19 protein-coding genes are annotated in these 20,093 nt (G+C 62.5%); 12 read left to right on the top strand and 7 right to left on the bottom strand.

The window, feature by feature from the left end; genetic code table 11:
• Positions 1-149 precede the first annotated feature (149 nt).
• The 4 genes from HFX_RS04920 to HFX_RS04905 all read left to right on the top strand — a co-directional run bounded on the left by HFX_RS04920 (position 150) and on the right by HFX_RS04905 (position 3,007).
• On the top strand, positions 150-1,559 hold the full coding sequence (locus HFX_RS04920) for a heme o synthase (protein WP_014732222.1): 1,410 nt from the start codon (positions 150-152) through the stop codon (positions 1,557-1,559).
• Between the two features lie 34 nt (positions 1,560-1,593).
• Positions 1,594-2,250: a DUF7546 family protein gene (locus tag HFX_RS04915; RefSeq protein WP_049917424.1), complete on the top strand. Its 657-nt coding sequence runs from the start codon at positions 1,594-1,596 to the stop codon at positions 2,248-2,250.
• 86 nt (positions 2,251-2,336) lie between these two features.
• Positions 2,337-2,573 (top strand): SelT/SelW/SelH family protein, encoded by a 237-nt coding sequence (locus HFX_RS04910; RefSeq protein WP_004572663.1) that lies wholly within the window; start codon positions 2,337-2,339, stop codon positions 2,571-2,573.
• 29 nt (positions 2,574-2,602) lie between these two features.
• The gene (locus HFX_RS04905) at positions 2,603-3,007 is read left to right on the top strand and encodes a metal-dependent hydrolase (RefSeq protein ID WP_004572664.1); all 405 of its coding nucleotides are present in this window, start codon (positions 2,603-2,605) and stop codon (positions 3,005-3,007) included.
• Between the two features lie 28 nt (positions 3,008-3,035).
• Here HFX_RS04905 and HFX_RS04900 read toward each other — a convergent pair whose 3' ends face one another.
• Both HFX_RS04900 and HFX_RS04895 read right to left on the bottom strand, forming a co-directional pair.
• Complete coding sequence (locus tag HFX_RS04900; RefSeq protein ID WP_004572665.1) at positions 3,036-4,058, bottom strand: aldo/keto reductase; 1,023 nt, start codon at positions 4,056-4,058, stop codon at positions 3,036-3,038.
• A gap of 52 nt (positions 4,059-4,110) precedes the next feature.
• Positions 4,111-4,308, bottom strand: a complete 198-nt coding sequence (locus HFX_RS04895; protein WP_014732221.1) for a hypothetical protein — start codon at positions 4,306-4,308, stop codon at positions 4,111-4,113.
• A gap of 79 nt (positions 4,309-4,387) precedes the next feature.
• Here HFX_RS04895 and HFX_RS04890 point away from each other — a divergent pair, with 79 nt between their 5' ends.
• Positions 4,388-5,386 (top strand): Gfo/Idh/MocA family protein, encoded by a 999-nt coding sequence (locus HFX_RS04890; protein WP_004572667.1) that lies wholly within the window; start codon positions 4,388-4,390, stop codon positions 5,384-5,386.
• 20 nt (positions 5,387-5,406) lie between these two features.
• On the opposite strand, the gene HFX_RS04885 is transcribed toward HFX_RS04890, so the two are convergent.
• Positions 5,407-6,819, bottom strand: coding sequence for a PQQ-dependent sugar dehydrogenase (locus HFX_RS04885; RefSeq protein ID WP_004572668.1), 1,413 nt, complete (start codon positions 6,817-6,819; stop codon positions 5,407-5,409).
• Between the two features lie 144 nt (positions 6,820-6,963).
• On the opposite strand from HFX_RS04885, the gene HFX_RS04880 reads away from it, so the two are divergent.
• The 3 genes from HFX_RS04880 (at position 6,964) to HFX_RS04870 (ending at position 9,037) form a co-directional block, all read left to right on the top strand.
• Entirely contained in the window at positions 6,964-7,905 is a 942-nt protein-coding gene (locus tag HFX_RS04880) for an ABC transporter ATP-binding protein (protein WP_004572669.1), read from the top strand.
• Positions 7,902-8,657, top strand: a complete 756-nt coding sequence (locus tag HFX_RS04875) for an ABC transporter permease (protein ID WP_004572670.1) — start codon at positions 7,902-7,904, stop codon at positions 8,655-8,657. Before HFX_RS04880 ends, HFX_RS04875 begins: the two co-directional genes overlap by 4 nt.
• A 95-nt stretch (positions 8,658-8,752) precedes the next feature.
• Positions 8,753-9,037: a DUF7545 family protein gene (locus HFX_RS04870; RefSeq protein WP_004572671.1), complete on the top strand. Its 285-nt coding sequence runs from the start codon at positions 8,753-8,755 to the stop codon at positions 9,035-9,037.
• A 78-nt stretch (positions 9,038-9,115) separates the two neighbouring features.
• Here the strand turns inward: HFX_RS04870 and HFX_RS04865 are convergent, their stop codons facing one another.
• The gene (locus HFX_RS04865) at positions 9,116-9,913 is read right to left on the bottom strand and encodes a ZIP family metal transporter (protein WP_004572672.1); all 798 of its coding nucleotides are present in this window, start codon (positions 9,911-9,913) and stop codon (positions 9,116-9,118) included.
• A gap of 550 nt (positions 9,914-10,463) precedes the next feature.
• Here HFX_RS04865 and HFX_RS04860 point away from each other — a divergent pair.
• Both HFX_RS04860 and HFX_RS04855 read left to right on the top strand, forming a co-directional pair.
• Entirely contained in the window at positions 10,464-12,557 is a 2,094-nt protein-coding gene (locus HFX_RS04860; protein ID WP_004572673.1) for an acetate--CoA ligase family protein, read from the top strand.
• A gap of 26 nt (positions 12,558-12,583) precedes the next feature.
• Entirely contained in the window at positions 12,584-13,678 is a 1,095-nt protein-coding gene (locus HFX_RS04855) for a phosphotransacetylase family protein (RefSeq protein WP_004572674.1), read from the top strand.
• A 54-nt stretch (positions 13,679-13,732) separates the two neighbouring features.
• On the opposite strand, the gene HFX_RS04850 is transcribed toward HFX_RS04855, so the two are convergent.
• Together HFX_RS04850 and HFX_RS04845 are read right to left on the bottom strand one after the other, a co-directional pair.
• The gene (locus HFX_RS04850) at positions 13,733-14,839 is read right to left on the bottom strand and encodes a M24 family metallopeptidase (RefSeq protein WP_004572675.1); all 1,107 of its coding nucleotides are present in this window, start codon (positions 14,837-14,839) and stop codon (positions 13,733-13,735) included.
• Positions 14,840-14,927: 88 nt separating this feature from the next.
• Entirely contained in the window at positions 14,928-16,025 is a 1,098-nt protein-coding gene (locus tag HFX_RS04845; protein WP_004572676.1) for a CNNM domain-containing protein, read from the bottom strand.
• 131 nt (positions 16,026-16,156) lie between these two features.
• Here HFX_RS04845 and HFX_RS04840 point away from each other — a divergent pair, with 131 nt between their 5' ends.
• Both HFX_RS04840 and HFX_RS04835 read left to right on the top strand, forming a co-directional pair.
• Positions 16,157-17,488: a S8 family peptidase gene (locus HFX_RS04840; RefSeq protein WP_004572677.1), complete on the top strand. Its 1,332-nt coding sequence runs from the start codon at positions 16,157-16,159 to the stop codon at positions 17,486-17,488.
• Between the two features lie 171 nt (positions 17,489-17,659).
• Positions 17,660-18,700 carry a DUF7544 domain-containing protein gene (locus tag HFX_RS04835; RefSeq protein WP_004572678.1) on the top strand — a complete coding sequence of 347 codons (1,041 nt, stop codon included), beginning with the start codon at positions 17,660-17,662 and terminating at the stop codon, positions 18,698-18,700.
• 32 nt (positions 18,701-18,732) lie between these two features.
• On the opposite strand, the gene HFX_RS04830 is transcribed toward HFX_RS04835, so the two are convergent.
• Complete coding sequence (locus tag HFX_RS04830) at positions 18,733-20,058, bottom strand: MFS transporter (RefSeq protein WP_004572679.1); 1,326 nt, start codon at positions 20,056-20,058, stop codon at positions 18,733-18,735.
• Positions 20,059-20,093 lie beyond the last annotated feature (35 nt).

Raw genomic sequence — 20,093 nt, 5'->3', positions numbered from 1 at the left:
TAGGAACAACCGCATAAATGCGTACCGACTCTTGGCCCGCCGTTTTTGTAGGCAACCCCTGCATACTATGGGTAGTCTCGCGGGTGTGGAGGGGCCAAAAGCGGGGCTCCTAAATACGGGACGACCGAATTCGGGCGTAGGTGAATTTCGTGGCCACGACGCGCGATTCGAACACATTTCATGGCCTGCTTGCCGCGACGGCGATGGGCGTTTATCTCCTGCTCATCGTCGGCGCGACGACGGCGCTTACTGACGCGACTGCCGCGTGTGCCGCGTGGCCCGCGTGCGGTGACGGGTTCTCACTCCCCACGACGATGGACGGGTGGGTCGCATTCGGCCACCGTACTGCGGCAGTGCTCGTCGGATTACTCACGCTCGCAACGCTCGTTTCCGCGTGGCGAAGCAATACGTCTAGGCGGGTCAGAGCAACGGTGACCGCATCGGCTGCACTCTATCCGGTACAAGCGGGAATGGGTGCGGTCGTCGCAACCACCAGCACCGGAGCGACACTCTCGACGGTCCACCTCCTCATTGGGATGGCAATCTTCGGTGGACTCGTCGTCGCTCTCGCGTGGACGCTCGAAGAAGTGACCGGCGACCCCGACGACGAGCCTGTCGGGGTCCCCGAGATGGACGAGCAACCGGCCGACGACGGTGAACGACCGCCGATTCCGACCGACCCCGTCGAACGGGCAAAAGCGACCGCAGGGGCGTACTTCCGGTTGATGAAACCCCGCCTGATGTGGCTCCTTTGTCTCGTCGCCTCGGCGGCGATGACGCTCGCGGGAACCGTCTCTCCGGGACTGACGCCACAGGTTATCGTGGCCACGCTCGGCGGCGGCGTTCTCTCTATCGGTGCCTCCGGCACGTTCAACCACGTCCTCGAACGCGACGTGGACCGCCGGATGCAACGCACCAGTGACCGACCGCTCGCGGTCGACCTCGTCCCCGTCCGCAACGCCATCGCGTTCGGGGTCGCCCTCGCCGCCACCTCGGTTGCGCTCTTCGCGTCCGTGAACTGGCTGGCAGCCGTTCTCGGTCTCGTCGCAATCGCGTTCTACAGCGTGGTCTACACGCTCATCCTGAAGCCGAACACGGTACAGAACACGGTTATCGGCGGCGCGGCAGGTGCGCTTCCGGCACTCATCGGCTGGGTTGCCGTCACCGGTGAAGTCGGTATGGGTGGAATCGTCCTCGCTGTCGTCATCTTCCTGTGGACGCCCGCGCACTTCTACAACCTCGCGCTGGCCTACAAGGACGACTACGCCCGCGGCGGCTTCCCGATGATGCCGGTCGTCCGCGGTGAAACTGAGACGCGAAAGCACATCCTCTGGTGGCTCGGCGCGACGCTCATCGCCGCCGCCGGACTCGCCGTGATGGACGCACTCGGCGTCGTCTATCTCGTGACGAGCATCGTCTTCGGCGGCGCGTTCCTCTACTTCGTCGTGCGCCTGCACTACGAACGAAACGACACGGCGGCGTTCCGAGCGTTCCACGCCTCCAACGCGTACCTCGGAATGTTACTCCTCGCCATCGTTGTCGACACTCTCGCGCTCTGAGACCACCGTCTACAAACAACAGTTCGAACACATCATGGCCACTGCATCCGCACTTCCGCGCCCGACGCGAGCGAGTCTGCTCAAAGCCGCGTTCGCCGTGAACACGACGCTGATTCTGACGTTCGTCTACCTGCTTGCCACCGAGGCGACCGTCGGCGCACCGCGATACGCACTGTACGGCGTCCTGTGGGTTGCCGTCGGTCTCTGGGTGCTGTTCGACATCGATGTCGCACCCGCATCGACAGCGACCAAGCGCAAGGCGGCCGCCATCGCCATCGGCTACTTCGTGCTCTTGGCCGTCGCCGGTGGTCTCGTCACCGGTCCGGTTCCCGGCGGCAGCAACGGCGTTCGCGTCTCGTTCCTCCCGCCGGGATGGGGACCGGCACTCATCTACGGCGGCGACCTGTTCAACCTCATCCTCATGCCGGCGCGCGTCGTCGGCTACGCCGCGCTCGCGTTCCTCGTCTACGACACGGTCGTCGAGGCAGCGGGTGCTGCCGTCTCGGGAATCGTCGGTCTGTTCTCGTGTGTCTCGTGTTCGTGGCCACTCCTCGCCTCACTCGTCACGAGCGTTTTCGGGAGCGGGACCGCCATCGCGGCGACCGTGACGACGCTCTCGTACGACCTCTCGACGCTCGTGTTCCTCGTGACCGTCGTCTTGCTCCGGTGGCGACCCGGATTCGGTCGGTAGTCGGCTTCGGGGACACCACCTTCCACCACCCACGGTCTGTATGTTCCGCCGTCTCGTTTTTCCCTGTCCACCGTGTAGAACGAGATATGACCGAGGTAGAAATCGAGTACTGTGTCCCGTGCGGACTTCTCGACCGCGCCGAAGAGATGCAACACAACCTACTCCAGCAGTTCGGCCAGCGACTGGACCGCGTCGCCCTCGTAACTGGAGAAAACGGTGTCCTCAGAGTTACCGTCGATGGCGAACGCGTCTGGGATAAGTCCGAAGACGAGTACGACCCGGACCTCGTGCTCCGGCGGGTCCGGTCGCACGTCTCTCCGTGAAGTCACCCAACTGTGGCCTCACGTGAACTGTGAAATCGCTCGAACACGCCGTCGTCGGTGGAGTCGTCGGCGCGGCCGCAGCGGTCGCCCTGCATCCACCGGGTAGCGTGGCGCTCCTTGTCGCCGTCGCGGTGCTGATAAGCGTCTTCATCGACCTCGACCACTTCGTCATCGCGCGCGTCGAACGCGGCGACTGGCACAATCTCAGACTCGCCGTGACGAACCCTCGAGTCGGTATCCTCGAACAGGAGAAGGTCTTCGCCGACTTCGGCCCCGATTTTAACCGCAAGCGACTCCTGAGTCACCACCTCATCGGCGGCATCGCGGTCGGTGGACTCGCGCTTTCAGGAACGGGGTCGCTCGCCGCATTCGTCGCAGTCGTCCTCTACGCCCACGTCATCGGCGACTTCCTCAGAGACCTCGGTATCGCGTGAGGCGGGAAGTAAGGGGTTGTACGGCCGCTCAGTGCCCCCAGCGCTTGCCTTCCTCGTCGTAGCGGGCGTTCATAATTCGCTCCCACTGGTCGGACGTGAGGTCGACGTCCGCGGCACCGACGTTCTCGCGGAGTTGGTCGGGTGTCCGCGCGCCGACGATGGGGACGACGGTCGCATCCGGGTAGTCCATCAACCAGCGGAGTGCGACCTGTGCGGGACTGGCGTTGACCTCGTTGGAGACGGCGCGAATTTCGTCGAGGACGTGCCACCCGCGCTCGGAGACGTAGAACCGCTCGAATCGTTCGTCGAACGAGCCGCGAGCGCCGTCGGGCGCGACGTACTTTGAGGGGTCGTCCGGGTCGGCGCGCTCGTATTTCCCGGTGAGGAAGCCACCCGCAAGCGGCGAGTAGGGACAGACGGCCAAGTCTTGGTCGCCGCACACGTCGAGATAGTCTTTTACGTCCTCGTAGTAGCCCGCGTGGAACAGCGGTTGGGTCACGTCGAAGCGGGTGCAGTCTTCCACATCAGACTTCCAGAGCGCCTTCGTGAGTTGCCACGCCGCCATCGTCGACGCACCGAGGTAGTTCACCGTCCCCTCTTCGACGAGTGCGTTCAGCGTCTGCAGCGTCTCTTCGATTGGCGTTTCCTCGTCCCAGCGGTGGATGTAGTAGAGGTCGAGATAGTCCGTCCCGAGGCGGTCGAGTGTCCCTTCGATTTGGTTGCGGATGTGCGTCCGCGAAAGACCGCGGCCGTTCGGGTTGTCCTCGTCGAAGGGGAAGTACACCTTCGAGGCGATGACGTAGTTCTCACGGTCGCGGTCGGCCAGCCAGTTGCCGATATACTTCTCGGAAGTGCCGTTCGGGTCGCCGTAGACGTTGGCGGTGTCGATGAAGTTGCCGCCGAGTTCCTCGAACGTGTCGAGAAGTTCGTGGGCCTCCTCCTCGTCGGTTTCTAAGATGCCGCCTGTTCGCCGGCCGAATCGCCACGTGCCGAAACAGAGTTCGGAAACCCGGGTGCCGGTCGACCCGAGTCGTCGGTAATCGAGGCTCATACTTGATACGACGGTGGCTGCTGACTAAAGCGTCCGAGTTGCGGCGAGGTGTTCAGTTCTGGTCTTCGGTGTTGCGTCGTTCGGGGAGGTGTGGTTCGAAGTGGTCGCGAATTTCCTCAAAAACCGGGATTACTGCGAGCACGACCGCGAAAGCGACGAACAGAATTCCAATCACGGAGTCCGCAAAGAACAACACAGCACCGAACACGGCGAGCGTGATAGCAAACCGCTGGAGGATAGCGCCGTCCATAGTGGTCCCATACATGACCCAAATTTAACATTTGTGACTCGTCCGCACGCTTTTCCGGTTTCCCCACGACATATAACCCATGTTCAGAGTCGCAGGTATTGGACTCGGCACGCTCGGGACCATCGAATGCCGCCTCCTCGACGAGTTAGACGGTGTGAGCGTCGTTGCCGGTGTCGACCCGGACGACGACGCCCGCGAGCGCTTCGAAGACGGGTTCGACGCCACGACATACGAATCCGTCGAGGCGTTGCTCGACGGCGAGTTCCTCGACGCCGTGGCCATCGCGTCGCCGCACGCGGAGCATTTTAACCAAGCACTCGCGGCACTGGAAACGGGACTGCACGTTCACGTCGAAAAGCCGATGGTAACCGACCTCGGCGGCGCACGCGCACTCATCGACCGCGCCGAAGAGGAAGGTCTCATCCTCGCGGTCGGGTACCAACGACACTTAGACCCGCGATTCCACGAACTGCGTCGCATCATCGACTCCGGCCGCATCGGCGACCCGCACATGGTCGTCTGTCACCTCGAACAGGAGTGGATAGAGTGGACGAAAGACGAGTGGCGCGGCGACCCCGCGCGTTCGGGCGGCGGCCAACTGTACGATTCGGGGTCGCACCTTCTCGATGCGATGCTCTGGGTGACGCGTTCGAAGCCCGTCACGGTCGCGGCCGCAGTCGACCACCGCGGCTACGACGTGGACGTGAACTCCGCGCTCGCGGTCGTCCTCGACAGAGATGGTGAGCGACTCACGGCCAGTGTGGCTGTCTCGGGCGACGGGTCGAGCGTCCCGGACCCCGGAGAATGGTTCCGAGTTATCGGTACTGAAGGGATGGTCACGTTCGACGGCAAAACCATCGAAGTGGCCGAGGGCGATATGACCTACCGCGCAAATCCACCGGTTCCCGAGTTCGAGGCGTTGGCGCGGAAGAAACTCCGTAACTTCGTCGATGCTGCTCGCGACGAGGGCGACCTCCTCACCCCGCCCGAGGATGCACTACAGGTCACGGCGCTGACCGAAGCGGCCTACGAATCAGCGACGACGGGTCGCCGAGTCAACGTCAACGGTGACGCCTAAATCTGCCGAGAGTGCTGGTATCAAGCACTCGTCAGTCGGTTAAGCGTACCCGAAGCGCCGCTAACTCGCCTGTTGCCGCTGGTACAGACGTAGAGTTCCCCCGCCGGGTCGCGGCCGAACGCGAGCACGTACTTGCCCCCGTCGTCGCGCTCTGCGATGGGGATTTCGGTGATGTTCCACGGACGCGACTTCTGCGGGCGGGCGGCGAATAGACGCCCCTGTGCCTGCCAGTCGGCGAAGACGTACACGTCCGAGAGTGCCGGAATCTCGTCGCCGCGGTAGACGTAGCCGCCGATGACGGCGATGCCCGAGGGACCGTTCCCGCCGTGTGGATATTCGAGAACAGGGTCGAAAAGCGGGTCCCCACCGGGCGTCTCTGTCGGACAATCGTCCGCCCGGAAGCAGTGTGCTCCCTCTCGGACGTTCCAACCGTAGTTCCCGCCCTTCTGGAGGAGGTTCACTTCCTCCCACGCGTTCTGTCCCACGTCGGCGACGTAGCAGTCCTCGCCGTCGAACGACAGTCGCCACGGGTTCCGAAGCCCCCACGCGTACTGTTCGTCCAGTCCGTCGCGCCCGACGAGCGGGTTGTCTTCGGGGATGCCGTATGGTCGGTCGTCGTTCCCTGAAACGCCGCCTTCGGAGTCCACGTCGATGCGGAGGATACTCCCGAGGAGATTCGTCGTCACGTCCTGTCCGTTTCCGCCGGTGACTGCTCCGTACCAGTCGTTCACGTGGCCGCGGCCCTCGTCGTTTGCGCCGCCGCCGTCGCCGACAGCGACGTAGAGGTAGCCGTCGGGACCGAACACGATAGCGCCGGCGTTGTGGTTCGACTGCGGTTCGGGAATTTCGAGCAGGGTTCGCTCGGAGTCGGCCGAGACGGTCGTCGCTTCGGGGTCGACCGTCAGTTCACTCAGGACGAAAGTGTGGCTGTAGTTCGAGGGCGTTCCGGACCGAGACGGTGCGCTGTATCGGAGATAGAGCCGCCCGTTGTCCCCGAATTCGGGATGAAACGCAAGCCCGAGAAGGCCGCGTTCGTCGTAGCCACCCACGTCGACGACGCGGTCCGTGATGTCGAGATAGGGGTTACTCCGGAGTCCGGATTCGTCGTGCAACCAGATACGGCCGGGTTGGTCGACGACGAACCGCTTCGTCCCGTCGAACGCCTCGGGAATGGCGACATCGACGGGCGAGGTGAAGCCACCGGCGAGCGTCTCGTAGCCGACTTCGAGACCCGACAGCGAATCCGAGTCGTCGGGTCGGTCCTGCGAGTCGGTTGTGGTTGTTCCGTCCGGCGGGACTGTTGTCGTCGTGTCGTTACCGCCGGAGCCACCGCCTCCGTCGCTGCCATCGATGGGTGCGCCAGCACACCCGGCGAGTCCACCAAGGAGCGTGACGCCGGTTGCGGCGAGGAAGTCGCGTCGGGACCCAAGCATGCAATTTGATACCATTGCTACAAGAGTAAGGTTTACTCCGAGTCCGGCGGCGAGCGGGGCCGTGGCAACGAGCCTTCACCGTATCTCTCGAATCGGGTGTCGATTCCGAATCCCTTACCACCCGACCGGTCCGTCGGATAGGACATGGACGAGGTACTCGTCGCCGACGACCTCAGGAAATCCTACGGCGACGTGGAGGCGCTTTCGGGCGTCTCCCTGTCAGTCGCCGAAGGGGAGGTTTTCGGCCTCATCGGTCCGAACGGCGCGGGGAAGACGACGCTGGTTCGCGCCCTCACGGGCACGACGACGGTCGATTCCGGGTCGGCTTCCATCCTCGGAGGCGACCCGACTGCCGTCGACCGCCAGCGACTCGGGTTGCTCCCGCAGGACTTCACGCCCGCGGGGCGACTGACCGCCCGCGAACTCGTTGCCTACTACGCCGGTCTCTACGACGATGCACGAAATCCCGACGCAGTACTCGACGAAGTTGGTCTCGCCGACGCCGCCGATACGTGGTACGAAAACCTCTCGGGCGGCCAGCAGCGCCGGGCCTGTATCGCACTGACGCTCGTAAACGACCCCGACGTACTCTTTCTCGACGAACCCACGACGGGCATCGACCCCGCCGGTCGCCGGTCGCTCTGGGCGCTCGTCGAAGACCTCGCAAACAGCGGAACCACGGTGTTTCTCACGAGTCACTCGATGGAGGAAGTCGAGCAACTCGCCGACCGCGTGGGGCTACTCAACGAAGGAGAACTCGTCACGGTCGGTCGACCCGACCAACTCGTCTCCGAGTACGGCGGCGAAAGCCGACTCGTCGTGCGGACCGCGGGCGGCACGGACCTCGATTCCGTGACGCTCTCACCGGCACTCCGAACCGAGATGACCGAAGACGGCGTCACCGTCTACGGCGTCGGGCCGCGTGAAATCGGTGATGCGGTCGCCGCCTTCGACGATGCTGGCGTCGTCTACGAATCGCTCGTGTGGAAGCAACCGGGTCTCGAAGAAGTGTACCTCTCACTTACGGGCGAGCAGTTCGAGGCGGCACGTCCTGCGGCGGCCGCAGCCATCGGAGGTGAACAATGAGTTCGCTCGCGCGCGTCCGCTCGGAGTTCGTCGCCTCGTGGCACTCGTTCCTCCGTCGCCGGACGGCGGTCTTCTTCACGTTCTTCTTCCCCGCGATTATCGTCGTCATCTTCGGGGCGCTCGTGCAGACACAGCCGACCGGCGGTGGTCTCTTCGCCGAACCCAAGGAGTACTACATCGCCGGCTATCTCGCCGTCGTCGTACTCTTCACCCCGCTCTCGCGGGTCGGTAGCACCATCGCTCGGCATCGCGAGGGCAACCGCTTCGAGAAGTTGGCGACGACGCCGCTTTCCCGGGCGGAATGGCTGTTGGCGCACTCGCTCGTGAACGTCGTCGTCATCGGTCTCGCGGCGCTGTTGCTCCTCGGGCTATCGGTGCTCGTGACCGGCGCGTCGATTCCGCTGTCGGCACCGACGCTGGCAGTCGTCCCCTTCGTCGCACTCGGGGTGACGCTGTTCTGCGGCCTCGGTGCCATCATCGGCAGCGTCGCCGACTCGCAAGACGGTGTCATCGCCGCGAGCAATGCCATCGCGCTCCCGCTTTTGTTCCTCTCGGAGACGTTCGTGACGCCCGACCTGCTGCCGACGTGGTTCGTGCCGGCGCTGAACCTCTCGCCGCTGACGTTCTTCGCCCGCGGCGTCAGGGCGCTTACCTACACGGGCGGCGACTGGGCGATGAATCTCGCAATCCTCGCGGGGCTTTCGGTTGTGTTCTTCGTGGCGGGCACGCTGGCCATTCCGCAAACCGACTGACGGAGCGTCGGCGACCGTCTTCGAGTGGCCTCCGGCAGGGTACTGTCGACGCCCGCAAACTCAAGCCTTAACCCGCGCCGAACCCACGTGGGGGCATGGTCGAAACTGAGACATACACCATCGAAGGACCGAACGGTGACACAGAAGACGTTGCACTCCCCGCGGGTCTCGTCGATATCTTCTCGGAGCAGGGCGAGGAACCGACGGACGTCGTCGCCGACGTCGTCGTACAGGCGTTCGCACAGCAGGCCCACGTCGTCGCACATCACAGCGAAGGCGGCGCGCCCGCCGACATCGCCGAAATCAACGAGAAGATGGAAGAGCTGTTCGAAGAGCGCTTCGGCGTCCCGCTCTCCGACGCGCTCGGCCACTCGCACTAAGTCGCGTCACCGGTCGAACGATTCTTCGTATTTTTCTGTCGAAAGCGACGGCACCGTCTGCTCTTCTGGGTGCCGTACTTAGATGAACGCCAGCGGAATCATGATGACGAACCCGGCAGCGAGTCCACCGAGCAGTTCGACCTTCCCGCCGCGTGGGAGACGTTCGCCGAGTTCCAGCGCTTCGGGGATGAACTCCGTGAGGACGAGGAACACCATCGCCCCCGCCGCGAACCCGAAGCCAAACGGGAGGAACTCGCGTGCGATGCGCACGAAGTAGAACGCGATGACCGCGCCGAGGGGTTGCGGCAGGCTGGAGAAAATCGCCCACCACACGAGTTTCCAGTTGGGCACGTCCATCGTCCGAAGCGGGATGGAGATAGCAAGCCCCTCGGGGATGTTGTGAATCGAGATGGCGACGGTCATGAACACCGCCAGTAGCGGGACTGCAAAGCCCAGAAGTTGGAACCCACCTTCCAGACCGAGGTCGGCGAAGGAGACGCCGACGGCGACGCCCTCTGGGAAACTGTGGACGGTGAGGATGCCGAGAATCAACGCGAGCTTTCGGAAGTCCGCCTCTTCGTAGTTTTTCGGGTTGACCTCCGCACCCTCGATAATGTGGTGTGCGGCGAGAACGAGTACGACGCCCGCGAGAAGGCCGATACCGAGTTGTATCGGCGTCCCGTTGGCGAGACCCTCGAAGATGAGACCGAACAGCGATGCGGACACCATGATGCCCGAGGCGATACCCCAGAGCGCCACGTTCCAGCGGTCGCTCACGTCCGACACGAAGAAGAACGGAATCGCGCCGATACCGGTTGCGATGGCCGTGATAAGCCCCGCGACAAAAACGAACGCGAGGGCGGCGAATTGCTCCATATCGAATGTAGTGACTCGGTGCCGATAAGTATTATCATATTTTAGATAAATTTAGGCTGGCCGAAATCAGAGAACCGGCTCAAGAAGCCCCTCATAGTTTCGTCGCGCCAAAAAGTCTCCCGAGACATATTCCTTATTGAATCTGATATATGCCGGTATTTGATGGTGTTTCAGATACCTGCTCAGCGGTTGGCTGACGGAGTATCGCAGGGAGCGTGCGGGCGTTGGTTAGAAGCGCTGATTTCTGTACGATAGATTCTGTATCGTTGCCACACCTCGTTTCGGAGTCGAATATATGCCTGCTCGTAATGAAGGAAACAGTCAGTATCTGACGAGAATAATATGTGCCGTTATTTTCAGGGCGTTACTATATGTATTTGTCCTATCTACACTGGTATTTCGAAGCTATCTGCTTGAAATGTTCAATTCAGAATTGGGTGGATAAATCATGATTCATAGCAATTAATTGCGCGACTGTAGCATGCCACCAAAGGCCGTGAGACGGCCCACACCACCGAGTTTATCAGTCAATGCCCGGAATCAACTGGTAATGGGAGAGCTATCCGAATTGTTCGCGCCGAACCGAATTGCAGTAGTCGGTGCGACCGAGCGTGAAGGGGCTATTGGCCGGGCGATTATGGACAACCTCATCGAGGACTTCGACGGTGAGGTCGTCCCAGTCAACCCCAAGTACGACGAACTGTTCGGCCTGCAGTGTTACGGAGACATCGGCGAGACGAACGCTGACGTCGCAATCATCGTCGTCCCCCCGAAGGTCGTCCTCCCGGCGATGAAGTCCGCAGGCCAGGCAGGCATCAAGAACGTGGTCGTCATCACCGCTGGCTTCGGCGAGACGGGCAGCGAAGGTGCCGCCCGCGAGCAAGAACTCCGCGATATCGCCGAAGAGTACGACCTGAACGTCGTCGGCCCGAACAGTCTGGGCGTCATGAACACCGACGTGGGCATGAACGCGACGTTCGGCCCCGACATGGCCCTCGACGGCAATATGTCGTTCATGAGCCAGTCTGGCGCGTTCATCACGGCCGTCATCGACTGGGCCAACGACGAGGACATCGGCTTCAAGGACATCGTTTCGCTGGGTAACAAGGCCGTCCTCGACGAGGCCGACTTCATCGAGGCGTGGAACGACGACCCCGACACCGAGGTCATCATCGGCTACCTCGAAGGCATCAGCGCGGGCCGCGAGTTCATCGACTCCGCCCGCGACGTCACGAAGGACACGCCTATCGTGCTCGTGAAGTCCGGCAAGACCGACGCCGGTGCGCAGGCTGCCTCCTCGCACACTGGCACTATCGCTGGCTCCGACGCGGCGTACCAGGCCGGTCTCGAACAAGCAGGCGTCATCCGCGCCGACTCCGTCCAGCACCTCTTCGACACCGCCCGCGTGCTCGGCGACCAGCCGCTTCCCGAGAACAAGGACGTAGCCGTCATCACGAACGCTGGCGGCCCCGGCGTCATGTCTACCGACGCCATCGGCGAGTCGGACCTCGAAATGGCTGACTTCACCGACGAGACGCTGGAGAAGTTCTCCGAAGCGCTTCCCGCAGAAGGGAACATCTACAACCCCGTCGACATCGTCGGCGACGCGGACAACGCACGCTTCAAGGAGGCTCTCGACGTGGCCCTCGCCGACGAGAACGTCGGGAGTGCCATCGTCCTCACAGCCCCGACAGCAGTTCTCGACTACAACCAACTCGCCGCGGACACCGTCGAACTCCAAGAGAAACACGACAAGCCAATCGCGGCCTGTTTCATGGGTGGCGAGCGCGTCGACGCCGCCTCCGACGTGATGAAAGACGCCGGAATCCCGAACTACTTCGACCCCTCGCGCGCTGTCGACGGTCTCGAAGCCCTCGCGCAGTACGCCGACATCCGTCAGCGCGAGTACGACGCGCCCACTGAGTTCGACGTGGACCGCGAGCGCGCCCGAGAGATTCTCGAAAGCGTCAAAGAGCGCGACGAGACGCGCCTCGGCGTCGAAGCGATGGAACTGCTCGATGCGTACGGCATCGAGACGCCGCAGGGAGCTATCATCGACGACCCGGCCGAAGCGCTGGAAGTCGCCGAAGACATCGACGGCGACGTCGTGATGAAAATCGTCAGTCCCGACATCCTCCACAAGTCCGACATCGGCGGCGTCAAAGTCGGCGTCGAAAACGAGGACGTCTACGACGCTTACGAGGACCTCATCACCCGAGCGAAGAACTACCAGCCTGACGCCAATATCCTCGGCGTGCAAGTCCAAGAGATGGTCGACCTCGACAACGGCGTCGAGACCATCGTCGGTATGAACCGCGACCCGCAGTTCGGTCCGCTCATGATGTTCGGTCTCGGCGGCATCTTCGTCGAGATTCTCGAAGACACGACGTTCCGCGTTGCACCCGTCTCCGAGTCGGAAGCCGCGGACATGACGAAGGAAATCGACGCCGCACCGATGCTCCGCGGCGCTCGTGGTAACGAGACGGTCGACATCGACGGCATCACCGAAACCATTCAGCGACTCTCGCAACTCGTCACCGACTTCCCGGCCATCCTCGAACTCGACATCAACCCGCTCGTTGCACTCCCCGACGGCGTCAAGGCTGTCGACGTTCGACTCACCGTCGACCCGGACGAACTTTAAACACTTCAGACACCAACCACTCAATAATGAACACGGTACTCGTCACCTCGACCGGAGAAAGCACCGGGAAGACCGCAATCACGCTCGCACTCGGCCTCCTCGCCAAGGAACGCGGACTGGATGTCGGCTACATGAAGCCGAAGGGCACGCGCCTACAGTCCAGCACCGGAAAGACCCTCGACGAGGACCCGATGCTCGCACGCGAACTGCTCGACGTGGACGCGGAGATGCACCAGCTCGAACCCGTGGTCTACTCCCCGACGTTCATTCAGGGAGCCATCCGCGGCAAAGAGAACACGGACGAACTCTCCGAGGTCATCACTCACCACTTCGATGACATCTCGGCCGGAAAGGACCTGATGCTCGTCGAAGGCGGTGGGAACTACCGAACCGGCGGTATCGTCGACCTCACCGACGGCGACGTCGCAAACCTCCTCGACGCTGAGGTCGTCCTCGTCGCCGACTACCAGCATTCGAGCGACCTCGACGACGTGGTCGCGGCCGTCGAAGACATCGGCGCAGACCGCCTCGCGGGCGTCGTCTTCAACCGCGTGAGCGATGCCGCGTACGACGAACTCGAAACCGAAGTTGCGCCGTTCCTCGAAGCGCGCAACGTCCCAGTTCTCGGCGTCGTCCCGAACGAGAAGGACCTCGCGGGCGTCACCGTCGAAGAACTCGCGAACGAACTCGGCGCGGAACTCGCAACCGACGCCCCCACCGACGCCTTCGTCGAGCGATTCCTCGTGGGTGCGATGGGCGGCGACGCGGCACTCCGATACTTCCGCCGGACGAAGGACGCTGCGGTCATCACCGGCGGCGACCGCGCGAACATCCAGCGTGCCGCGCTCGAAGCGCCCGGCGTCAAGTGTATCATCCTCACCGGTGGCCACCGACCCGTCAGCGCCGTCATCGGCAAGGCCGAACAGAAGGGCGTCCCCGTCCTCCTCGTCAACGGTGACACGCTCTCCGTGACCGACCGCGCCGAAGATGTCGTCAGCACGGGTCGCACCCGCGACGAGCGCACCGTCCAGCGCATGCGCGACCTGCTCTACGAGCACGCCGACATCGACACCATCATCGGCAACATCGCGCCGTCCGACGACACGGAAGCGGACGAGTAACGTCGGTGTGTGACCAACCACAGGTCAGAAGACCTGTGGAACGCTTCTGTTTTCTTAGACCCGCCAGCCGCGGTCAGTGTCGTTCAACAACTCCGCACCGTCGTCGGTGACGACCACGAGGTCTTCGATTCTGACGCCGAACTCGTCGGGGAGGTAGATACCCGGTTCGATACTGAAGACGTTCCCCACTTCGAGCTCGCGGTCGCTTCCGGAGACGATGTACGGCTCTTCGTGGACATCGAGTCCGACGCCGTGGCCGGTTCGGTGGATGAATCGGTCACCGTAACCGGCGTCCTCGATGACCTCGCGGGCCGCATGGTCGACATCGCCCGCGGTGACGCCGGGTTCGACGACATCGACGGCGGCGGTACGGGCTGCTTGGACGATTTCGTGGACTTCTTCGAATCCTTCCGGTGGTTCACCGTCGAAGACGACGGTTCGGGTCTGGTCGCTCGGGTAGTGGTCCACTCGCGTGCCGAAATCGAGGATGACGGGGTCACCAGACTCGATGACTCGGTCACCGTGGGAGTGATGTGGCATCGCGCCATTCGGGCCTGAGCCAACGAGTGGACCGAACGGAATTCCTTCGCCGCCTTCCTCGGCGAGGAGTTGCTCTATCTCGGAGGCGAGTTCCGTCTCCGTCATCCCGATTGCGTCTTCGCCCATGTCGCGGATGCGGTCGACCACGCAGTCGGCGACCGCGCCAGCACGGCGGAGCGCGTCCAGTTCCTCGTCGTCTTTCTGGACGCGAAGCGGCGCGATAACATCGCTCGCAAGGTCGAATTCGGCAGTCGGAAGGATCGCCCGGAGGTCCTGCGTGAATCGCGCCCACATCGTGTCGTCGACGAGGATGCGTCCATCGTCGAGTTCGAGGTCGAAAACGATGGATTCGAGCGCGACGAGCGGGTCCTCGTCGTCGCTCCACGTCCGCACGTCGGCGACCCACGACTCGGCGCGGACCTGCGTCTCGTAGAGGTCGGGGACGAGAAACACCGGTTCACCGTCGCGGGGAACAAACAGGAGTAGGTGGCGCTCGGCGGGTTCTTCGTCGAATCCGGAGAGGTACAGCAGGTTCCGACTGGGAAACAGGACGACTGCGTCTGTGTCGTCGGCCGCTAGTCGTTCCTGACAGGCGCGGGTGCGTCGTTCGAAGGGCGTCATGCGGGTTGATACGCAGGGTGATAGAAAAGCGTGGGCGGTCCCAGATTAGAATCGACCTGCTCACCAAGGCCCGGTTTCTCTCAAGTACTCAGGCACCGATATCGAGCGGGTCGTACAACTGGCCGGTGATAGCCTCGAAGGCATCGGAGGCCGTCACGAGTCCGACCACCTCGTCCGTCTCGGGGTCACGAACCATCGCCAGTTCTTGATTTTCCGCCTGGAACCGGTCGATGAGGTCGCTGACGGGGAGGTCTGCGGAAACCGAAAGCGGCGGCACAGCGACATCGTCGAGGCGCCGGTCGCCCGACTGGAGGCAATCTATCGTGGCAAGGACGGTCGGTGCGTAGACGACACCCTGAACATCGTCTAGCGAGTCGCCGATGAGGGGGAATCGTGAGTGCTGTGGGTTCGTCCGAATCCGTTCGAGGTTCTCCTCGGTCGTCGCATTGGCCGAGAGAGCGACCACCTCGTCGGCGGGAACCATCACGCCCCGAACCGGTAGCTCACCGATTCGAAGCGCGTTGAGGACCTCTTCGCGGCGGTCCTCAGGAAGCGACCCCTGTGCGAGAATTTCGCCCATCTGGCTGCGAATCTCGCCGCGACTGAGTCGAGTCTCGTCGCCCGCTGACGCAGCGGCTTCGTCGCCAGCCTCGGCCTCCTGCCACGCACGAGTCATTTCGACGCCGCCGAGAAGTAACAACCGCTTTGCCAACCAGTCGGCGACGACGATGACTGGGTACATGAGCTTCGTCCACCCGTACAGGACGGGTGCCGTATACTTCGCGACCATTCGCGACCGCTCGACGCCGAGGTACGTGGGCACCTGCTCACCGAGCACGACGTGCGAGAGGTTGATAACCACGAGCGAGAGGATGACTGCAAGTGACGTGTGGGCCGCCCCGCTGCCGCCACCGAGAACCGCATCAAAGATAGCCGCGACAGCCGGTTCTGCCACGACACCGAGGCCGACGCTGGCAATAGTGATTCCAACCTGACATCCTGAGAGATACACCTCCAAACGCTCTGTCATCTTCCACGCGAGTTCGAGTCCACGAGAGCCCTCGAATTCTGACCCGTCGAACTGCGGGACGCGCGTCATCGCGAACTCGGAGACGACGAAGAACGAGTTCGCAAGCAACAGCACAAGACCGCCAGCGAGACGGACTCCTGTCTCGACACCTACCATATGAATCCGTAGTTCGAACCCAACACTCCTGAGCGTGTCGACTTCGTATGTCGTTGTATTCCGGCCGACAGTTATTTCAACACCAGATATGTTTCGCAACAACTATATAACAATAGTTCACCAGCGATGGTATGCGTCACCAAAGCAGACGTTCATTCCTGAAGATAAGTGGTTCACTCATCGGCGGTCTCGCGGTTGGCTCAACCGCCGTCGCGGCCACGCGAACGGACCGGTTCGTCGTCGACACCAAAGGGAAGCGTGCAGCGGAATTCGAACGCGCCGGTTTGGACCTCGTTCACGACCTCTCGCCCGCTGGCGTCGCCGTCGTGGAAGGCGACGAATCAGACCTCTCGTCTGTCACTTCGGCGTATGCACCCGACCTCGAAGTCCATCTGGACACGCCGTCGGTGAACGATGCAGCCCCACAGGGTGCAGTAGACGAACCGAGTTACGGTGTTCAGTGGGACAAACACTGCCAGCGAATCCCGGACGTACACGACGTGACACGCGGCGACGGGACCCGTGTGGCCGTCATCGACAGCGGTGTCGCGGCTGACCATCCAGACCTCGAAGCCGTCGTCAACGAGGACCTCTCTCGGAACTTCACGGCCGACGACTTCGGTTCGGGTGTCCCCGCGGGCGGCGACCATGGAACGCACGTCGCGGGCATCATCGCCGGCAACGACGCGAATTCCGAGGGTATCGTCGGTTCCGCACCGGCAACGGAGATTGTCGACTGCCGCGTCTTCTCCACGACGGAGGGCGCGTCGTTCGCGGACATCCTCGCGGCAATCGTGTACAGCGCTGCAATCGGCTGTGACGCCGCGAATCTGAGTATCGGTGCCTACCCGATACCACGGCAGGAAGAAGGGAAGTTCTACGGCAAGATGCTGAACAAGACCCTGACGCACGCGAACAGTCAGGGAACTGTGCTCGTCATCTCCGCCGGTAACGACGCCGCAGACCTCCAGCACGACGGCGGCGTCATCAGCCTGCCGAACGAGGGAGCACAAGCACTCAGCATCAGCGCGACGGGGCCGAAAGGGACCGCTTTCGACGCTGGCGAGGCCGAGGAAGGACCCGAAAGCCCGTCGTTCTACACGAACTACGGAACTAACGCCGTCGACCTCGGCGCACCCGGTGGTGACGCGCTCTTGGAAGCACAAGAGACGCATCCCGACACGTGGTTCTACGACCTCGTGTACAGCACCGTCTCGACGCCCTCGTATGACGACGACGGGAACTACGTCGGCTCGACGAACGACTACGGCTGGAAGGCCGGAACCTCGATGGCTGCACCGCAGGTCGCCGCCGCCGTCGCACTGGTTCGGTCCGTTCAGCCGAACCTGAGCGCCAACCAAGTTAAGTCCAAATTAAAACGCACCGCGAGCGTCCCCGAGGACTACGACAAATCGTACTACGGCGCTGGTTTCCTCGACCCACTCGCCGCTATCAACGAGTGATACTGTCCCGGTTACACTGAGCACCGTACCGGCTACGCTAACTTTCGTTCCGTCCGCGCACGACACTGTACAAACGCTCAAACTCGCGTTTTTATGGCGTGAGATGCGTACGAACAGTAAACAATCCGTCTCTCGGACACCTTTATCAGATGTGACTCCACAGTCACACATATGAGTTGGAAAGCAATCGACGCCTTGGACGACGCTCGCGACGCGACAACGTCGCTCCTTCTCCCGTTCGACGCTGGCCGGTGGGCGCGACTCGCACTTATTGCCTTCTTTGTCGGAGGGTTCGGAGGTGGAGGTAGCAGTGCCGGAAACTCCGCGTCCTCCGTCCCCACCGATACGGGTGGAGCAGGAGGGGCCCCCGTCGACTCGCTTCCGGGCTTCGTCACGCCGAGAACCGTCGGTATCGCAATCGTCTCGTTGGTGGCACTCTTCGTTCTGTTCGTTCTCATCCGATTCTTTATCGGCTCAGTGATGGAGTTCGTCCTCGTCGACGGTCTCGTCTCGAAGGATGTCCGCGTCCGAAAGCCGTTCCGTGAACGCCTCGGCCTCGGGGTGAGACTGTTCCTGTTCAAGGCCATGTTGGTATTCGTCGTGGTGCTACTGGTAGTCGTGCTAGTCCTTGGAGTTCTCATGGGTGGAATTGCGGTGTCGAATGCACTACTCCTCCTTGCGATACCACTGATCTTCTTTGGGTTGCTGGTGCTTTTCCTCCTCAGCATCGCCCTGCGGTTAACCACCGACTTCGTCGTCCCGACGATGATAGCCGAGGACCGACACGTCATCTCGTCGGTGCGGCGCGTCCTCCCGGTGTTCCGGGCAGAGTTCTCCGAGTTCGGTCTCTACGTTATCATCCGGCTAGTCCTCGGTGCTCTCGTCAACATCGGCGTTGGCATCGCCACGCTCCTTCTCTTACTCGTCGCTGCCATCCCGTTCGCCATCGTCGGCGGGGGACTGGCTCTCGTCTTCGTGGCTGTAAACGTCCCCGTCTTCTCTACGGCTGGGTTGGTCGCCTTCGGTATCCTCGGACTTCTGTTCTTCCTCACGGCCGTCGCAGTCGGAGCAGTCGCACAGATGCCCGTCGTGACGTTCTTCCGGTACTACTCGTTGTTCCTCCTCGGCAGCGTCGACGAGTCGCTCGACCTCGTCTCAAGCTTCCGTACCGACGACGACTCGCCGGCCCCGGAAGGTCCGACACCAGCCTGAAGCGGCCCCAACGCCGAGTCAGCGGTTTTTTTTCACGCCGTCGTCGCCGCGATAGTCCTGTGGTCCAACCGCCCGAGCAGAACGAGAATCGGAATCATCAGCACTCCACCGACGACGAACGGTGCCCAGAACCCGATTCCGGTGTAGAGACCGCCCGCGAGCGCGGGGCCGAACGTCCGTGCGAGGCTTCCAGCGCTCTGTGTGAGACCGAACGCGCCGCCCTGTTCTTCGTCACCCGCGGACCGCGAGACGAGCGTGTTTAATGAGACGTTTGTAAGGGCGTTTCCGAACGACAGCGGCGTCATGACGGCGAGAAGCATGAGTACGCCCGGCAGGAGCGTCGGGCCAACCGGGAGAACTCTCCCCACGTCGGGAAGGTACGACCCGAACACCGGCGAAAACGGAACGGCGGCGAGGGTGACAACCTGAATCGCGGCCCCACCAACAGCGAGGCGATACTCGCCAAAGCGGTCGGTCAGCGGGCCGACGAGACCTCCCTGAACGACCGCGAGGACGATTCCCACGTAGGTGAGGATGACAGCGTTCTCGGTCGCTCCGTAGCTGTACTGCTCGTTCGTGAGGAAGATAAACTGACTTTCGAGCGCGGAGAAGGCAAACGAGACGAGGAAAAACGAGGCGACGAGTGTCCCCAGTCCGTGCGTGCGGAGCGCAGACAGGAGTTGCTCGATACGCGACTCGCGCGACTTGCGCCCCTCGTCGAGTTCAGGTGTCGCGTTCCGTACTTCAGGTGGTCGTGATTCGGGAAGGACGAAGAATGCGACGAGGAGATTAAGTCCGGTGATAAGCGCGGCCGCGAAACTCGGCAACGAGAACTCCGAGACCGGAACGACGGCCGGAAGCACGTTACGTGCGGCAGCAATGACCGGTTCACTGGCGAAGAAGCCACCGAGTGCAGGGCCGAAAACGAAACCGAGACCGAACGCGGCCCCGAGAAGTCCGAGTCCTTTCGCACGGTCCTCGGCGGACGTTATGTCGGCAATATACGCCTGCGCGGTTGCGATGTTTCCACCCATCGTCCCGGCGAGCATACGCGCGACGAAGAGCACAGTGAGTGACCCGGCGAGACCGAACAGTAGCCACGCGATAACGCTCCCGGAGAGAGAAAGCAAGAGCACGGGTCGGCGACCCCGGTTGTCGGAGAGACGGCCCAAAAACGGTGCGGCGAGGAACTGCATCGCCGAGTAGGACGCGATAAGCAGACTCCCGACGAATTCCGTTGCTCCGAACGAAAGCGCGTAGAGCGGGATTACGGGGATGAGGATGCCGAATCCGAGGAGGTCGATAAAGACGATGAAAAAGACCACCCCAAGCGCCCGGCGTGGGTTCTCGACTGTCATCGTCTGTCCGTCGGAGGGCGTGCGAATAATCACAC

The organism is Haloferax mediterranei ATCC 33500, assembly GCF_000306765.2.
GTDB classification, from domain to species: Archaea; Halobacteriota; Halobacteria; order Halobacteriales; family Haloferacaceae; genus Haloferax; species Haloferax mediterranei.
Note: the sequence above shows the minus strand (reverse complement) of the source record. Positions and strands in the feature narration are given on the sequence as shown.

Excerpts from the sequence above, each read along its gene's own strand:
- HFX_RS04915 (WP_049917424.1), top strand. The coding sequence starts at position 1,594 with ATGGCCACTGCATCCGCACTTCCGCGCCCGACGCGAGCGAGTCTGCTC.
- HFX_RS04855 (WP_004572674.1), top strand. The coding sequence starts at position 12,584 with ATGAACACGGTACTCGTCACCTCGACCGGAGAAAGCACCGGGAAGACC.
- HFX_RS04870 (WP_004572671.1), top strand. The coding sequence starts at position 8,753 with ATGGTCGAAACTGAGACATACACCATCGAAGGACCGAACGGTGACACA.
- HFX_RS04900 (WP_004572665.1), bottom strand. The coding sequence starts at position 4,058 with ATGAGCCTCGATTACCGACGACTCGGGTCGACCGGCACCCGGGTTTCC.
- HFX_RS04865 (WP_004572672.1), bottom strand. The coding sequence starts at position 9,913 with ATGGAGCAATTCGCCGCCCTCGCGTTCGTTTTTGTCGCGGGGCTTATC.
- HFX_RS04850 (WP_004572675.1), bottom strand. The coding sequence starts at position 14,839 with ATGACGCCCTTCGAACGACGCACCCGCGCCTGTCAGGAACGACTAGCG.
- HFX_RS04895 (WP_014732221.1), bottom strand. The coding sequence starts at position 4,308 with ATGGACGGCGCTATCCTCCAGCGGTTTGCTATCACGCTCGCCGTGTTC.
- HFX_RS04875 (WP_004572670.1), top strand. The coding sequence starts at position 7,902 with ATGAGTTCGCTCGCGCGCGTCCGCTCGGAGTTCGTCGCCTCGTGGCAC.
- HFX_RS04885 (WP_004572668.1), bottom strand. The coding sequence starts at position 6,819 with ATGCTTGGGTCCCGACGCGACTTCCTCGCCGCAACCGGCGTCACGCTC.
- HFX_RS04860 (WP_004572673.1), top strand. The coding sequence starts at position 10,464 with ATGGGAGAGCTATCCGAATTGTTCGCGCCGAACCGAATTGCAGTAGTC.
- HFX_RS04880 (WP_004572669.1), top strand. The coding sequence starts at position 6,964 with ATGGACGAGGTACTCGTCGCCGACGACCTCAGGAAATCCTACGGCGAC.
- HFX_RS04830 (WP_004572679.1), bottom strand. The coding sequence starts at position 20,058 with ATGACAGTCGAGAACCCACGCCGGGCGCTTGGGGTGGTCTTTTTCATC.
- HFX_RS04890 (WP_004572667.1), top strand. The coding sequence starts at position 4,388 with ATGTTCAGAGTCGCAGGTATTGGACTCGGCACGCTCGGGACCATCGAA.
- HFX_RS04840 (WP_004572677.1), top strand. The coding sequence starts at position 16,157 with ATGCGTCACCAAAGCAGACGTTCATTCCTGAAGATAAGTGGTTCACTC.
- HFX_RS04835 (WP_004572678.1), top strand. The coding sequence starts at position 17,660 with ATGAGTTGGAAAGCAATCGACGCCTTGGACGACGCTCGCGACGCGACA.
- HFX_RS04910 (WP_004572663.1), top strand. The coding sequence starts at position 2,337 with ATGACCGAGGTAGAAATCGAGTACTGTGTCCCGTGCGGACTTCTCGAC.
- HFX_RS04845 (WP_004572676.1), bottom strand. The coding sequence starts at position 16,025 with ATGGTAGGTGTCGAGACAGGAGTCCGTCTCGCTGGCGGTCTTGTGCTG.